Annotated in this window: 12 protein-coding genes; 5 read left to right on the top strand and 7 right to left on the bottom strand. The window is 66.7% G+C overall.

The features are described 5' to 3' along the window. Positions 1-11: 11 nt before the first annotated feature. Positions 12-1181 (bottom strand): PQQ-dependent sugar dehydrogenase, encoded by a 1170-nt coding sequence (locus tag N5C25_RS18370; protein ID WP_279937563.1) that lies wholly within the window; start codon positions 1179-1181, stop codon positions 12-14. A gap of 168 nt (positions 1182-1349) precedes the next feature. Between N5C25_RS18370 and yiaA the strand changes: the two genes are divergently transcribed. After that, entirely contained in the window at positions 1350-1802 is a 453-nt protein-coding gene (yiaA, locus tag N5C25_RS18365) for an inner membrane protein YiaA (protein ID WP_058981464.1), read from the top strand. A 104-nt stretch (positions 1803-1906) separates the two neighbouring features. Here yiaA and N5C25_RS18360 read toward each other — a convergent pair whose 3' ends face one another. The 6 genes from N5C25_RS18360 to N5C25_RS18335 all read right to left on the bottom strand — a co-directional run bounded on the left by N5C25_RS18360 (position 1907) and on the right by N5C25_RS18335 (position 8156). Then, positions 1907-2230: a hypothetical protein gene (locus tag N5C25_RS18360; RefSeq protein ID WP_279937562.1), complete on the bottom strand. Its 324-nt coding sequence runs from the start codon at positions 2228-2230 to the stop codon at positions 1907-1909. Between the two features lie 110 nt (positions 2231-2340). After that, positions 2341-3642 carry an amino acid permease gene (locus N5C25_RS18355; RefSeq protein ID WP_058981462.1) on the bottom strand — a complete coding sequence of 434 codons (1302 nt, stop codon included), beginning with the start codon at positions 3640-3642 and terminating at the stop codon, positions 2341-2343. Further along, positions 3639-4400, bottom strand: a complete 762-nt coding sequence (locus N5C25_RS18350) for a L,D-transpeptidase family protein (RefSeq protein WP_279937559.1) — start codon at positions 4398-4400, stop codon at positions 3639-3641. The genes N5C25_RS18355 and N5C25_RS18350 overlap by 4 nt, the downstream gene beginning before the upstream one ends. Before the next feature lie 15 nt (positions 4401-4415). Then, positions 4416-5264 (bottom strand): MurR/RpiR family transcriptional regulator, encoded by an 849-nt coding sequence (locus tag N5C25_RS18345; RefSeq protein ID WP_058981458.1) that lies wholly within the window; start codon positions 5262-5264, stop codon positions 4416-4418. Positions 5265-5625: 361 nt separating this feature from the next. Then, positions 5626-6720, bottom strand: coding sequence for a dipeptide epimerase (locus tag N5C25_RS18340; RefSeq protein ID WP_005412042.1), 1095 nt, complete (start codon positions 6718-6720; stop codon positions 5626-5628). Beyond that, complete coding sequence (locus N5C25_RS18335) at positions 6717-8156, bottom strand: SH3 domain-containing protein (RefSeq protein ID WP_279937557.1); 1440 nt, start codon at positions 8154-8156, stop codon at positions 6717-6719. Before N5C25_RS18335 ends, N5C25_RS18340 begins: the two co-directional genes overlap by 4 nt. A gap of 132 nt (positions 8157-8288) precedes the next feature. Here N5C25_RS18335 and N5C25_RS18330 point away from each other — a divergent pair, with 132 nt between their 5' ends. The 4 genes from N5C25_RS18330 to N5C25_RS18315 are packed head-to-tail and all read left to right on the top strand — an operon-like array spanning position 8289 to position 15088. After that, on the top strand, positions 8289-9758 hold the full coding sequence (locus N5C25_RS18330) for a transglutaminase domain-containing protein (RefSeq protein WP_279937556.1): 1470 nt from the start codon (positions 8289-8291) through the stop codon (positions 9756-9758). A gap of 51 nt (positions 9759-9809) precedes the next feature. Further along, positions 9810-12833, top strand: coding sequence for a TonB-dependent receptor (locus N5C25_RS18325; protein ID WP_251103220.1), 3024 nt, complete (start codon positions 9810-9812; stop codon positions 12831-12833). A 55-nt stretch (positions 12834-12888) separates the two neighbouring features. Beyond that, positions 12889-14442, top strand: coding sequence for a serine hydrolase (locus tag N5C25_RS18320; RefSeq protein WP_279937554.1), 1554 nt, complete (start codon positions 12889-12891; stop codon positions 14440-14442). Continuing rightward, positions 14375-15088, top strand: coding sequence for a M15 family metallopeptidase (locus tag N5C25_RS18315; RefSeq protein WP_058981446.1), 714 nt, complete (start codon positions 14375-14377; stop codon positions 15086-15088). The genes N5C25_RS18320 and N5C25_RS18315 overlap by 68 nt, the downstream gene beginning before the upstream one ends. Positions 15089-15343 lie beyond the last annotated feature (255 nt).

Genomic DNA, 15343 nt, shown 5'->3' with positions numbered 1-15343 from the left:
CTACCGGGGCATCAGGTCTTCGGGGTGAGCTTCAGCAGGCGCGCCTTGCTGCCGTCTTCCAGCAGCCACAGGGCGCCATCCGGACCCTGTTCCACTTCGCGGATGCGCTCGCCCATGCTGAAGCGCTCAGCTTCGCGCGCGCCGTCGCCATCAAAGGCCACACGCACCAGCGAGGTCGACGACAGGCCACCGATGAAGCCGCTGCCCTTCCACTGCGGGAACAGGTTGCCGCTGTAGATCACGAAGCCGGCCGGCGAGATCACCGGCGTCCAGGTCACCTTCGGCGCGGCGAATTCCGGGCGCGTGTCGTGGTCGGGAATCGGCCGGCCGTCATAATGGTCACCGTTGGAAACGATCGGGTAGCCGTAGTTGGCGCCACGCACGATCAGGTTCAGCTCGTCGCCGCCGGCCGGGCCCATCTCGTGCGCCCACAGTTTGCCGTTGGCATCAAAGGCCATGCCGAGGATGTTGCGGTGGCCCAGCGACCACACCTGCGCGGCAACGCCGCCCTGTGAGGCGAACGGGTTGTCGGCGGGCAGGCTGCCATCGTCGTTGAGGCGGATGATCTTGCCGAGGTTGCTGCCCATGTCCTGGGCCGGATCGAACTTCTGCCGCTCGCTGGAACTGATCCACAGCTTGCCGTCCGGGCCGAAGGCGAGGCGATGCCCGTAGTGACCCTCACCGCTGACCTTGGGGCTCTGCCGCCAGATCACCTTCAGGTCCTTCAGCTGGCCACCGCCGTTGGCATCCAGTGCCAGCGTGGCCCGGGCCACGGCAGCACCGCGGGTGTCCAGCGTGCCTTCCTCGGCGTAGCTGAGGTAGATCACGTGATTACTCGCGAATTGCGGGTGCAGGATCACGTCACCGAAGCCGCCCTGGCCGCCGTAAGCGACCTTCGGAACGCCGGTGATCTCATGCTTCTGGCCGCTGGCCAGGTCCAGGTGCTGCAGCTTGCCGCGCTTTTCGGTGACCAGCAGGCCGCCGTCCGGCAGGAAGGTCATCGCCCACGGCTGGTCGAACCGGCTGATTTCGGTGGCGGTGAACGGGCGCTGGTCGGCAGTGCTGGAGGCTGCGTACGCTGCGGTCTGGGCGCCGTTGGCGGCGGGGTCAGCGGCATTGCAGGCGGAGGTGGCAAGGATCGGCACCAGGCCGAGGGCGAGCAGCAGGGGCGTGCGGGTCATGGGTATCTCCAGTGCGGGGATGCGGATGGCCGGGCTGTCCCTTGTATACCACTGGTAGCGTGAGCGTCGTGGCCCGAAGGTCCTGCGCCCCCTGTGCGAGCGCGGCGGGATCGTCTAGGGTGGGCACGCCCGGGCAAAGCGTGCCCGTCTGCCTGCCAAGGACCTGCAATGAACACTGCCATGCCCCACAAGCCCTCCACCGCCTTCATCGCCGCCTCTTGGGTGGCCCTGATGCTGGGTGCGGCGGCCTACCTGATCGGCCTGTTCAACGCCACGATGGCGCTCAACGAGAAGGGCTACTACCTGACCCTGCTGCTGTTCGGCCTGTTCGCGGCGGTGTCGCTGCAGAAGAGCGTGCGCGACCGCGTCGAAGGCATTCCGGTGAGTGGCCTGTACTACGCGCTGTGCTGGTTCGCGTTGCTGTCGGCGCTGATGCTGCTGCTGGTTGGCCTGTGGAATGCCACGCTGGCACCGAGCGAGAAGGGCTTCTACGGCATGGCGTATGCACTGTCGCTGTTCGGCGCGGTGGCCGTGCAGAAGAACACCCGCGACCTGATCGCCGCCGGTGGTGGCGGGAGCAAGCACAGCGCGATCGTGCCGCCGCTGCCGGAACAGGAGTGATCGATCCGGTGTAGAGCCGAGCCATGCTCGGCTCAGTCGAGCATGGCTCGACGTTACAGACGTGGTGCGAGAGCCGAGCGTATCGGCTCTACAGAAGCATGGCGCTATCGCTTCAACAGCGGGTCCGCCAGGTGCGCTTCGTCCCAGCCACGGCGCACGGCATTGCGTGCCTGCGCCCATTCCAGCCGGCTGCGGCCACGCTCGCTGGCCCAGCGCGACTCCAGTTCAGCTTCGACCCGTTCGTAGGCGCGGATCATGTCCTGCGCACGCGCGGCGTGGCCGATGCGGTAGGCCGGCTCGTAGTCCTCGAAGAACAGCTGGTCGTCGTAGTACGGCTCGGCCGTGTAGCGCTCGCGCCAGTAGTTGCTGACCGCATCGCGCGGCGTGCTGTCGTCCGGTACGCGGCCGGGAATCTGGTACTCGGTCATGGAAGGCTCCGTTGTGGACGAAGCCTGATCCTGCCTGCGTGGCGGTTAACGGCCCGGTCCGGCAGCGTGATAACCAGATCAATCCGCCGGGCATGGCCCGGCGCTACCGGTCATCCGGCGTCGGCATCTTTTCGCGGCAGCTTGTAGATCACCGCGCCGATGGCGAACGCCACCAGCGCAGCAGCGATGTTCTGCCAGCTGGCACTGGCGAACAGCGCCAGGCACAGCAGCAGCGCCAGTACCGGAATCAGCGGGCCACCCGGCAGTTTCAGTGCGCCCGGCCGGTCCGCATAGCGCTTGGCCAGTACAAGGACTGCTGCTGCAGTGCCGATGTAGGCGAACAGGCGCGTCGTCATCGACAGCAGGGCCAGCTGCACGAACGAACCGGACAGGGCCAGGCCCAGCGCGATCAGGCCTTGGCACAGGATCGACGCGGCCGGCGTGTGGAAGCGCGGATGCACCTGCGCCAGGATCTTCGGCCCATAGCCATCGCGGGCCAGTGCGAACAGGAAGCGTGGGCCCATCATCATCGTGTTGCTGTTGGTGCCGAGGATGGAGATGGTGGCGCCGACCGTCAGGATCAGCGCCAGTGCTTCGCCGCCGAAGCCGGCAGCGGCATCGGCCAGCGGCGTGGCCGAGCTGGCCAGGCCGGCCAGCGTGCCCTGTGCCACCACCTGCACCGCGCCGTAGATGACGGTGACGGTGATGATCATGGTGATCAGGGCGAACGGAATATCGCGGCGCGGATTGCGGTACTCGCCGGCAGCGGCCGGGATGTTCTCGAAGCCCGCGTAGGCGTAAAGCAGCAGCAAGGCGGCTTCGCCCATGCGCTGCAGGTCATGCGGGTCCGGACGCTGGCCGGAGAAGGCCAGCTGTGGGTCGATGTAGAACGCACCGATGGCCACGAACAGCAGCAGCGGCAGCATCTTGCCGATCACCAGCACCACGCCGGTACGCGCGGCCGAGCGCACGCCGATGATGTTGACGCCGGTCAGGAAGCCCAGCGACACCACGATCACCGCGATGCGCCCCATGCCGGCACCGGCCCACGGCCAGAAACGCGCGACGGCATCGGCCAGCGCGTTGCTGAGTGCGGCCGCCGAGCTGATGCGGGTCAGCCAGATCATCCAGCCGATCTCGAAACCGGCGAAGCGCCCGAACGCCTCGCGTGCATACAGGTAGCTGCCGCCGGGTTCATCGAAGTAGCTGGCGGCCTGCGCATAGCACAGCACCAGCAAGGCCACGACGATGCCGGCGGCGACCACACCCCACAGGCTGAAGGGGCCGAGCAGGGCGACGGTGGCGGCCGGCAGCAGGTAGATGCCGCTGCCGATCACATCGTTGATCGACAGGCCGACGATCTGCCAGCGGCTGACCGCGCGCTGCAGCTGCGGTTCGTCCTGCGTGCTCAACGGACGTCTCCGGCCAGCGCGGGCAGTTGCCACTGCGCCTGCAGGCGCTTGTACTCCGCGCGCGGCAGGAGCACGAAACGCGGCGCGTCCTGCGGCCGCAGCCAGTCCAGCAGTGCCTGCATGCGTTCCTGCGGCATGGCCGTGCAGCCGGCGGTGGCCTCGCCGGGCTGGCGCCACAGATGGGCGAAGATGCAGCTGCCCTTGCCGGGCTGGTTGTCCGGGTTGTGGGCGATCACGAAGCCCTCCCGGTAGCGCACGTCGCCCTTGTTGTGCAGATCCAGCCGCATCGGCTCGCTGGAGCCCTTGACCGCTGCATTGCCGACCTTCCTTTCATCAACGATGCGGTTGTAGAACGGCGAGGCGGGCACGTCCATGCAGTAGCTGCTGTCCAGCATCGGCTGGTAGGGCATGGCGGTGCCGCGGCGGGTGACGGCATAGCCGAACGCACTGCCGAGCGCGAATATGCCGGCCGGGCTGCGGCCATCGCCTTCCTGCTTCTGCGGGCCGTCGGCCTGCGCCGGGTGCAGGCCCAGGCCCCAGGCACTGCCGGTGCGGCCGAGCGCCACGGGGAACGCCTGGCCATGCGGGTGCCAGCCCTTGCCGTCGCGCACATAGGCCTGCAGTTGCCCCTGGGTGCTGTCCCAGCCTTCGCTGGTGACCACGATCAGCTGGCGCGAGCCATCCAGCGGCGCCGCGTGAACGGACACCGCCGTAGCAAGCAGCAGTGCAGCGGTAGCGAGGCGAACCAGCGATTTCATCAACAGGTGCTCCGGTCAGGAATCCAGCAGGTGGTCGATCCGCTCCAAGTTCACCGCAAGCTGCTGCTGGCGGTCCGGATTGGTGTGGCAGAGCAGCACGAACAGGAAATCGAGCAGGGCGTGCATGGCGCTACGGTACAGCAGCTGCGCGACCTGCGGCGTGCGATCGTGCGCGCACACCACCAGCGCTGCGTCAGCATGCGCGCGCAGCGGGTTGGCGGTATGGCGGGTGATGGAAATCATCTTGCCACCCATGTCCTGGAACTGGCGCGACAGCTGCGATAGCTGCGGCAGGTTGCCGAATTCGGAGAACACCAGCAGCGCATCGCCCGGGCGCGCGGCCGAGAGGTTGGCCAGCATCAGGATCGGGTCGGTGTGGGGTACCACCAGCAGCCCGAGCAGCGACAGCCGCATGGCGAACTCGCGCGCGAACAGGCCGTCGTCACCCAGGCCGTAGACAAAGAGTTTGGGCGCACCGTCGAGCAGCTGCACGATGCGCTCGATCTCCCCGCGTGGGTTGGCCTGGCGGGTTTCCTCCTCGGCCTGCGCCTTGCTGCGGCGAAGGGCGTCGCCCAGGCGCAGGTAGTCATCGCCACTGTCGGGTTCGCTGGGGGCCTGCTGCGGATCGGCGCCAGCACGGGCGACATCCTGGCCGATGGAGTACTTCAGGTCCGGGTAGCCCTTGAAGCCGAGCTTCTGGCTGAACTTCACCACGCTGGACTGGCTGATGCCGAGCGCACTGGCCAGCTGCTGTGACGAGTAGTCGCGCAGCAGGTGGGCGTTGTCGAGGATGAAGTCGGCGATGCGGCGCTCGATGGCCGACATCTGCCCGCGCTCGGTGCGGATCTTCAGCAGGGGCGGCATGCGGGGTGTCCGGGCATGTGTGGGCGCGTTGCGGCTGGCAGCGTAGAGCGTGTCATGGAATGGGTCGAGCGGGTTCCAGCCTCGAAGAGGTTACGGAGCGCAGTTGTTGCTTTTGACGTTGAGTCCGCCTTCAAGCGAGCCGAGCACCGCAGGTCCGGCGAGGGCGAAGAGGCGCGGGTGTCCGAGCGCAGCGAGTTCCGCGCCGTCCCTCGGCGGACCAAGGAGCGCAGGGCACCGACGTGCGCAGCACGTCGGCTCGCGGCCGGCGGAGCGTTTCTTTTGGTTACTTTTCTTTTCGCGAAAAGAAAAGTAACGCGCGACCCAACGTCAGTGGCACGCAACGTCAGCCGCAAGGCAGAAATCACCCCAGCATCTCCAGCCCACGCACCTCAGTAATGCCCAGCCCCGGCACGTCGCTGATGCTGATCTCCGATTCGTTGAAATGCACGCCGCCGCTGACCGGGTCGAACTGGCCCAGCGAGGGACCGTCGAGGTCGACCTTGGTGATCACATCACTCTTGGCCACGGCCAGGTGCACGGCGGCGGCCACGCTGATGCTCGATTCGATCATGCAGCCGATCATGCACGGCACGCCGTAGATGCCGGCGATGTCGGCGATGCGGATCGCGTTGGACAGGCCGCCGGTCTTCATCAGCTTGATGTTGATGATGTCGGCCGCGCGCTGCTGGATCAGGTCCATCACCTGGCTGGGGCTGAACACGCTTTCGTCGGCCATCACCGGCGTGTTGACGCGGTCGGTGACGTACTTCAGGCCACTGATGTCCGCGGCCTTCACCGGCTGCTCCAGCAGCTCCAGTACCACGCCGGCTTCCTCCAGCGTGCGCATCGCATGCACCGCCTGCTTGGCGGTCCAGCCCTGGTTGGCATCCAGGCGCAGCAGGGCGCGGCCTTCCACGGCGGCATGGATCGCCTTGACCCGTTCGATGTCCAGGCCGATGTCCTTGCCGACCTTGATCTTCAGCGACTCGAAGCCGCGTTCGATCGCCGACAACGAATCGGCCACCATCTTGTCGATGTAGTCCACGCTGATGGTGATGTCGGTGGTGATCACCGGGTCGCCGCCGCCGAGCATCTGGTACAGCGGGGCGCCGTGCAGCTGCGCCCACAGGTCGTACAGGGCGATCTCCACCGCGGCCTTGGCGCTGGTGTTGCGCTCCATCGCGGTCTGCACCAGCGTGCACAGATGGTTGAGGTTGACCACGTCCTGGCCGATCAGGCGCGGGGCGATGAAGTGGCGGATCGCTTCGATGATCGAGCCGTGCGTATCGCCGGTGATCACCGCAGTGGCCGGGGCTTCACCGTAGCCGGTGTTGCCGGTGTCGGTGCGGATCAGCACCACCACGTCTTCCACGGTTTCCACCGTGCGCAGCGCGGTCTTGAACGGTGTCTTCAACGGCACGCGCAGCATGCCCAGTTCGATGGCGGTGATCTTCATTCGGGAGTCTTGGCCCGCAGGCGCTGGATGTTGGTGATGCGGTCGATGTAGCGGACGGTGTCGCTGGCCATCATCGGCTCCAGCGGCGTGACCGAAACACCATTGAGATGGGCCTGCACGCGCGTGCCGTCGGCACCGAACCAGCTGCCGCCCGCCGTATCGTGGATCACCCAGGTGCGGCCGTCGACGTGGCCGATGGCCATCATTACGTGGCCGGGGATATAGACCAGGTCGCCGACCTGTAGTTCGGTGACCGCACGGTCGCGCGCGGCCTTGCCGACCTTCTCGGTGAACGGCAGGCGATCCAGTGCCGGGCTGACCGCCTGTGCACTGGTGTTGCGCGGCAGCAGCACGCCGAAGCTGCGGTAGATCTCGGAAACGAAACCGCTGCAGTCGCGGGTGTCGTAGTCGTGGCCCCAACCGTAGCGCTCGCCGAGGAACTTGAAGGCCTGCTGCAGCAGCAGGCGCGGGGTCAGTGGCAGGTAGTCGGCGGCGGTGTCCTGCGAGCGCGGCAGCAGCGCCGGCACCAGCTTCAGGCGACCATCGGCTTCGCGCACCGGCAACTGCACCACCCACGAGGCGTGCGCCTGCTGGCCGTTCACGGGTTCTGAAGCGGGCCAGTCGGCCAGCACCGGCAGGCGCACGCCCATGTCCAGCTGCAGGCGCGAGACGCGCGGCTCCTCCGGGGTATAGGCGGTCTGTGCGGTGGCGCCGGTGACGATCCGGTACGGGCCCTTTGCGCCGTAGCCGAGCACCGTGGCCTTGTCGCCGCCGGCGATGGCGTCGGCTTCGATCCACGCGCTGTAGCGCTCGCTGTGCACGAACAGCCAACGGCCATCGGTACTGCGATGGACCACGGCCACCTTGTCGCCGGGGAACAGTGCCGATTCCTGGAAGCGGTCGATGTCGGTGTCACCGGCAGTGCTGAAGACCCGCTCGCGGGTGGGGAAGGTACGCAGTGCCGCGCGCTTCACCACCAGCCCGTAGGCCGGTGCCACCTGGACGGGAATCGCATCGAGTCCGAGGTTGGCTTCGATCGCGCTGCGCAGCGCGGGTGCGATCGCCTGGCCCTTGTCGTTGTAGAGGGCGCGGGTGGGCCAGCTCGACAGCGCGGTGATGCTGGTACGCACCGTCGCCGCATCAAGCTGGGCGGGCAACGCCGCGATGTCCTGGATGTGGCTGTCCTGCGCCCGCATCCGCGCGTTCTGTGCCTCGATCTGCGCGCGGTCCAGAATCGGCGCATCGGCGTTGTCCAGGCGCGCGGCCCAGTACTGCGGGGTCAGATAGGCCTCGTGCAGGCCGATCACATAGGGCAGCGGCGCACCCGGGCCGGGCGGTGGGGCCGCCTGTGCAAAGGCCGGAGCGGCCAGCAGGCACAGGGCCAGGGTCAAGCGGCGCGGCCAATGCCGGTGCCGTTCGCGGGAAGCCAGGCTCATGCGGTGCACACCCTCCTCGAATGCCTGTTGGAATATTTATTCCTTTCGGCATGGAAAGCAAGAATAAATTATTGACCGGCATCCCGGCCCGTGTTACACAGCCATTACCACCCGCGCTGGGGAAGTGTCGCTGTGGATCCTGCCGTTCGCAAACCGCGTCTGCCTGCCGCCGGCCTGTGTGCCGTGCTGCTGCTGTGGGTGTCGGCCACGCAGGCGACGGATGGGTATAGCAGCCAGCAGCGGGCGCGCCAGACGCAGGTGATCGACCTGATCGACAGCGGTCGCTTCAGCGATGCCGAAGCGCTGCTGGCAACGGCAGGCGATACCACCGAGGGGACCTTCCAGCGCGAGCGCATGCGCCGCATCCGCCTGGATTTTTCCCTCGACGAGGCCGCTGCCAAGGCGGCCGTGCGCCGCTGGATTCCCGATCTGACCGACGAGGAATTTGCGCGCTGGGACCAGCTCGGCCTGATCGAGCATCTCGATATCGATGGCGAGCGTTGGTACTTCAAGCGCGCACCCTCGAACCTGTTCCTGCTCAGCGACGAAGCACGCGCGCGCCGCCGCACGGATGCACCGATGCCGCCTCCGGGCCCCAACGAAGTGCTCAACGCCCACCACGCAGGCGTGGTTGCCGCGGCCGAACAGAGTGGCCAGGCGTCGGTACTGCCGCAGCGCTACGAATTCACCCAGTCGCTCACGGTGAAATCCGATGTGGTGCCCGCCGGTGAAACGATCCGCGCGTGGATTCCGTACCCGCGCGAGATCCCCGGGCAGCAGGAACAGGTGCAGTGGCTGGGCAGCACCCCGGGCAAGGCGCGGGTGGCACCGGCCAGTACCCTGCAGCGCACCGCCTACCTGGAAGCCAAGGCAGTGGCTGGGCAGCCGACGCGCTTCGAGATCCGCTACGCGGTCACGATCCTCGCCCGGCATACCGCGATCGACCCGGCCAAGGTACAGCCGACTCCGACCGACCCGGCACTGAAGCCCTATCTGGCCGAGCAGCTGCCGCATGTGCGGCTCACTCCCGCGCTGAAGCTGTTCTCCGACCAGGTACTGCAGGGCGAGACACGTCCGTATGAAGTGCTGCGCAAGCTGTTTGCTGCCGTGGATCGCATTCCCTGGGCCGGTGCGCGCGAATACTCCACGCTCAGCAACATCAGCGATTACGCGCTGCATGCCGGCCATGCCGACTGCGGCCAACAGACCCTGCTGCTGATCGCGCTGCTGCGCATGAACGGCATTCCCGCGCGCTGGCAGTCGGGCATGGTGTTCTCCGGCGATGGCAGCGGCTACAACAACCTGCATGACTGGGGGCAGGTCTACCTGGCGCCGTATGGCTGGCTGCCGATGGACGTGACCACCGGCGCACTGGCCAGCGATGTGCCGGCCCTGCGCAACTTCTACCTGGGTGGCCTCGACGGCTACCGCATCGCCTTCAACGATGATTTCGGCCAGCCCTTCGTGCCGGCCAAGCAGCACTTCCGCTCGGAAACGGTCGACTCGCAGCGCGGCGAGGCCGAGTGGGCAGGCGGCAACCTGTACTTCGACCAATGGAGCTACGACTTCCGGTGGCGGGTACTGCCAGCCAGGCAACGCTAGCGCGACACACCGCATTCCACACCATTCAATTCTTGCAGGAGAGAGCAGGGGATGAAGGCTTACAGCATCAAGCGGGCGGCGTTGTGCGTCGCCCTTGGGGCGTGTCTGGGCGTAGTGCTGCCCGGCATCGCGATGGCACAGAACGTGAGCGGCGCAGTTGCCGGCCGTGCAACCGCAGGCGACCAGGTGACCGTGGTCAGCAACAGTACGGGTCTGACCCGTACCGTCACCGTCGGCGCCGACGGCAGCTACCGCCTCGGCCAGCTGCCGGTAGGTGACTACCAGCTGCAGCTCAGCCGCGATGGCCAGAAGCTGGGCGATCAGATTGCTGTCAGTGTGGCAGTAGGCGGTACCACCACGGTCAACCTGGCCAGTGGCGGCGGCGTCACCAATCTCGATGCGCTGCAGGTGGTCGGCACCCGCGTGGTCAACCGCGTGGATGTCTACTCCACCGAGACATCCTTCAACATCAACCGCCAGGAGATCTCGCGGCTGCCGGTGGCGCAGGACCTGTCTGCGGTCGCGCTGATGGCGCCGGGCGTGGTCGGCGGCAACTCGTCATTCGGCGGTCTGTCATTCGCTGGTTCATCGGTGGCCGAGAATGCGGTCTTCATCAATGGCCTGAATGTCACCGACATGTATACCCGTCGCGGCTTCAGCACCGCGCCGTTCGCCTTCTTCAAGGAGTTCCAGGTCAAGACCGGTGGCTATTCGGTCGAGTTCGGCCGCTCCACCGGTGGCGTGATCAATGCGGTGACCCGTTCGGGCAGCAACGAATTCGAGGGCGGTGTTGAAGTCACCGCCGAGCCCAGTGCGTGGCGCGCCAGTGGCGGCGATCATTTCCACCGCGACGGCACCCCGCATTCCTACGGCAGCCGCGACAACAACTCCTTCCTGAAGACCAACGTGTGGGGCTCCGGCCCGATCGTTAAGGACAAGCTGTTCCTGTTCGCGATGTACGAAGACCGCAGCGACAAGGGACACAACACCTCGTCCGATGGCAGTACCTGGTTCAAGAACGATTCCGGCAACGGCTTCTGGGGCACCAAGCTGGACTGGAACATCAACGACAACCACAGCCTGGCGCTGCTGGCGTTCTCGGATGAGGGCGATGTCACCAATGCGTCGTACGGCTACAACTGGAACGCCGACGAGCTCGGTGCATGGGGCGGTGATTCGGTCACCGAGACGGGGGGACGCAACTGGTCGGCCACCTACACCGGCCACTTCGGACAGAACTTCACCGCACGCGCCATGGTCGGCCAGAACAACCAGCGTGCGTTCACCAATTCATCGCTGGATCAGGCCTGCAGCCCCGTGTTCACCGACAGTACCTACGGCCCGCGCCTGGGCAAGCTGCAGGGCCTGCGCGCAGGCTGCCACCCCACGGGCACGGCAGTGGCCGAGCGTGACGATACCCGTGACGTGGCGCGACTGGACTTCGAATGGCAGCTGGGTGACCACCTGCTGCGCTTCGGTGTCGACCGTGAGCTGATGACCACAAAGCAGTCCACCCGCTACCCCGGCCCGACCGAACTGAGCTACACCGCCTACGTGGCGCGCCCCGGCGATGAAGTCTGGGACGGTGCCAATGCCTACGTACCGGCTGGCGTTACCGAAATGCTGCGTGCGCGCAACCGCAAGTCGGGCGGCACGTTCGAGACCGAAGCCAATGCGCTGTACGTGGAAGACATCTGGAACATCACCCCGAACCTGATGCTGAACCTGGGCGTGCGCTGGGACCGTTTCGAGAACCGTACCGCCGCCGGCAAGGCGTTCATCAAGATGGATGACCTGATCGCACCTCGCGTCGGCTTCTCGTGGGACATGCGCGGTGATGGCAGCACCAAGCTGTTCGGCAACGCCGGCCGCTACTACCTGCCTGTCACCAACAACATCAACGTGAATTTCGCAGGTGGCCTGACCGACGAGTACAGCTACTACGTGCTCAATGGCTGGGAGCGGAAAACCTCGCCGACCGGCTCACCGTACATGGCACCGGTCGTCGGCCAGCAGATCGGGCCGACCGACACCCGCATGAACACCGGCGGTGCCGACCTGCGCCAGAGTGTGGATCGCGACCTTAAGGCGGTCTACCAGGACGAGTACATCCTGGGCTTCCAGAACATGATCAACCAGGCATGGTCGTGGGGCGTCAACGCCACCTATCGACGTATGACCCGTGCGCTGGACGACATCCGCATCAATTACACCCCATGCGGCCCGACCCCCAGCACGCTGTGGCCGATCGCCAACCCGGGCGAGAGCCTGACGATCTGGGGCGACAAGAGCATCGGCTGCGCCAACGAAGGCTGGATCACCATTGACACCGCCAACAGCGGCTATCGGAAGGGCGGCAGCGGCGAGGTGATCGGTTACTCCAAGCCCAAGCGCACCTACAAGGCACTGGAGTTCCAGATCGACCGTGCCTGGGACGAGAAGTGGATGTTCAACGCGTCCTACCTGTGGTCGAAGAGCGAGGGCAATTTCGAAGGCCCGGTGAATTCCGATACCAACTACGGCGACACCGGCATGGTCCAGTTCTGGGACCATCCGGCCACCAACGAGCGCTATGGCGTGCTGTTCAACGACTTCCGCCACCAGTTCAAGCTGCGTGCCGCTTACGCGCTGAACAAGCAATGGTCGTTTGGTACCACGCTGCAGGTGCAGTCCGGTGGTCCGATCACTGCCTACGGCGTGATGTGGCCAAACGATTCCATCGCCGGTGGCAGTACTTCCAGCGAGGGTAGCGGCGGTGGTACCGGCTGGCTGTGCGTGGCCAACTGTTCCGGCCCGTACAACCAGCGGCAGTTCGAGTACAGCCCACGCGGTGCGTTCGGTCGCCTGCCGTGGACCTGGACCATGGGCGCCAACGTGACCTGGCGTTTGCCGGTGGAGGGCATCGATCTCAGTGCACGGCTGTCGGTGTACAACCTGTTCAACAACCAGAAGACCATCAACGTGCACCAGCGCTATGAAGCGCAGCCCGGCCAGTACCGCGAAGCGACGTTCGCCACCGGGACGCGCTGGCAGGCCCCTCGCTATACACAGCTGGTGGTGACCTGGAACTTCTGAGGCCACGATCCGCGCCGCCCACCGTGACGGCGCGGGCAATGGAGGGGCTGCGCGCATGTACCACCTGCTGATCGTCGCGGCGGCACTGGCCGCACCGTCCGCTTCGCCGACCGATATCGCCTCCCTCGATGCCGACGTCGCCGCCGTGGTCCAGCACGAGCACCTGCCCGGGCTGGCCATGGCGGTGGTCGACAACGGGCAGGTGGTCTATCGCCACGCCGAAGGCGCGCGTGGCGACGGCGGCCGCATCGACCAGGACACGCTGTTCAAGATCGCCTCCAACAGCAAGGCGATGACCGCCGCGCTGCTGGCGCGGCTGGTGCAGCAGGGCAAGCTGCGCTGGGAGGATCCGGTGCAGCAATATCTGCCGGGCTTCCGCATGCACGATGCATGGGTTGGCCAGCAGATGCAGGTGCGCGACCTGCTGATCCACAACAGCGGCCTGGGCCTGGGCGCCGGTGACCTGATGCTGTGGCCGGAGCCGAACGCGTTCACCCGTGCCGACATCATCGCGGGGCTGGCGCACCTGAAACCGGTCAGCAGCTTCCGCAGCCGCTACGCCTACGACAACCTGATGTACGTGGTGGCCGGGGAAGTGGCGGCGGCAGCCGGTGGCAAGCCGTACGACCAGCTGATGCGCGAGCAGGTGTTCGAACCACTGGGCATGACGCGCTGCCAGGTGGGGGCGTGGTCGGTGAAGCGCGTGGGCAACGTGGCGCAGCCGCATGCCTGGCGCGGTGATCGCAACGCGGTAGTGAACGCGGATGGAGCGATCAGCCCGGACCTGCCGTCGATGGCGGCCGGCGGCATCCGTTGTTCGCTCCGCGACATGACGCGCTGGATGCAGGTGCTGCTCGATCCCGCCCTGGCACCTGGCTGGTTGGACGCTGAGCAGCGCCGTACGCTGTGGACCCTGCACATGCCGATGGCGCTGGGTGAACGCCAGCGGCGTTGGGACAACGCGCATTTCCATGGCTACGGCTATGGCTGGCGGGTGTCGGACATGGATGGGCAGTGGAAGGTGGCGCACACCGGCACCCTGTCGGGCATGTACTCGTCGCTGGCGCTGTTGCCTGACCGCAAGGTGGGCGTGGTGATGCTGATCAACGGTGAAGGCGAGGATGCGCGCACCGCATTGATGCAGGCCGCACTGAAACGCTTCACCGCCCCCGATGATGCGCGCCCGGCGATGGAATACCTGGCCGAACTGAAGGCGGACCAGGCCGCTCGTGCGGCAACCGGGCACCAGCGGCCGCCGACGTCGGATGCGCGGCAGGCGTCGGCTTCCGATCTGCCGCGTTGGCAGGGACGCTACAGCGATCCCTGGCTGGGGCCCGCATCGCTGTGCCCAGGCAAGGACGGCCTGCGCTTCAGCGTGGACAAGTCGCCCCGCCTGCAGGGGGCCGTGCTGCAGCTGCAGGGGCGCTGGCTGCTGCGCTGGGATACGCTGGGTGACGATGCACAGGCGTGGCTGCGGCCGGGCGAGGGCCCGGCACCGGCACTGGACCTGCGCGCCATCGATCCGGACATCGACTTCAGCTATGACTTCCAGGACCTGCATTTCACTCGTACTGGCGATTGCCCTGGCGGCGACCACCGGCGCCGCTGAGCCGCCGCGCGTTTTACCGGCCACCGACGCGGCCAGCGCCGGGCTGGTGGAGATCCGTACGTTGTCGCCGCGCATCGACCTGGACATCCGCTATGCGGGTGCCAACAACTTCACCGGCGCGCGCGTGCCCGGCTACGAGGCGCCTTCGTGCTACCTGCTGGCGCCGGTGGCGAAGGCGCTGGCCGAGGTGGAACAGGACCTGCGCGCCGATGGTTTCGGCCTGCGCCTCTACGACTGCTACCGGCCGGTGCGTTCGGTGCAGGCCTTCATGGCCTGGGTGAACGATCCGCGCGAGCTCTCGCGCAAGGCACAGCAGTATCCGGACCTGGACAAGCCGCGCCTGCTGGCCGATGGCTACATCGCCGAGCGCTCCGGCCACAGCCGCGGTGCCACGGTGGATCTGGGCCTGCTGGATTGCCGCAGCGGTGCATGTGCGCCGTTGGACATGGGCACTGACTTCGACTTCTTCGGGCCACGTGCGCATACGCAGACGAGCGGGCTGAGTGAAACGCAGCAGGCAAACCGGCGGCAACTGGTGCAGGCAATGGCACGGCGCGGTTTCGCGAACTACCCGCAGGAGTGGTGGCACTACACCCTGCAGCCCGAACCGGATCCCGGCACCGCGTACGACGTCCCGGTACGGTAGGGGCATCGGCAGGGCTGCGCCCTGCACCCGCGGTAGTGCCGGCCGCTGGCCGGCAACATCAGACGCAACAGCAACAGCGTGCATTCCGTGGGATGGCGGGGTGGGTCCGGTTTCGGGGGACGCTGCAAGTCCCCCTCCGGGGCCCGGCGCAGCCGCTGGCGGCTGTGCGTTCGGGCGCTTGCGAAGCAGTGCTTCGCAAGCAAAGCGCCCTCACCCATGCAAGCTCGGTCGCCGCTTGCTCGTGTGCGCTGTCCT

The organism is Stenotrophomonas sp. GD03958, assembly GCF_029839005.1.
GTDB lineage: Bacteria > Pseudomonadota > Gammaproteobacteria > Xanthomonadales > Xanthomonadaceae > Stenotrophomonas > Stenotrophomonas hibiscicola.
Note: the sequence above shows the minus strand (reverse complement) of the source record. Positions and strands in the feature narration are given on the sequence as shown.

Coding starts and splice junctions, on each gene's coding strand:
- N5C25_RS18350 (WP_279937559.1), bottom strand. CDS start 4,400: ATGAAATCGCTGGTTCGCCTCGCTACCGCTGCACTGCTGCTTGCTACG.
- yiaA (WP_058981464.1), top strand. CDS start 1,350: ATGAACACTGCCATGCCCCACAAGCCCTCCACCGCCTTCATCGCCGCC.
- N5C25_RS18335 (WP_279937557.1), bottom strand. CDS start 8,156: ATGAGCCTGGCTTCCCGCGAACGGCACCGGCATTGGCCGCGCCGCTTG.
- N5C25_RS18315 (WP_058981446.1), top strand. CDS start 14,375: ATGACTTCCAGGACCTGCATTTCACTCGTACTGGCGATTGCCCTGGCG.
- N5C25_RS18325 (WP_251103220.1), top strand. CDS start 9,810: ATGAAGGCTTACAGCATCAAGCGGGCGGCGTTGTGCGTCGCCCTTGGG.
- N5C25_RS18320 (WP_279937554.1), top strand. CDS start 12,889: ATGTACCACCTGCTGATCGTCGCGGCGGCACTGGCCGCACCGTCCGCT.
- N5C25_RS18340 (WP_005412042.1), bottom strand. CDS start 6,720: ATGAAGATCACCGCCATCGAACTGGGCATGCTGCGCGTGCCGTTGAAG.
- N5C25_RS18360 (WP_279937562.1), bottom strand. CDS start 2,230: ATGACCGAGTACCAGATTCCCGGCCGCGTACCGGACGACAGCACGCCG.
- N5C25_RS18370 (WP_279937563.1), bottom strand. CDS start 1,181: ATGACCCGCACGCCCCTGCTGCTCGCCCTCGGCCTGGTGCCGATCCTT.
- N5C25_RS18345 (WP_058981458.1), bottom strand. CDS start 5,264: ATGCCGCCCCTGCTGAAGATCCGCACCGAGCGCGGGCAGATGTCGGCC.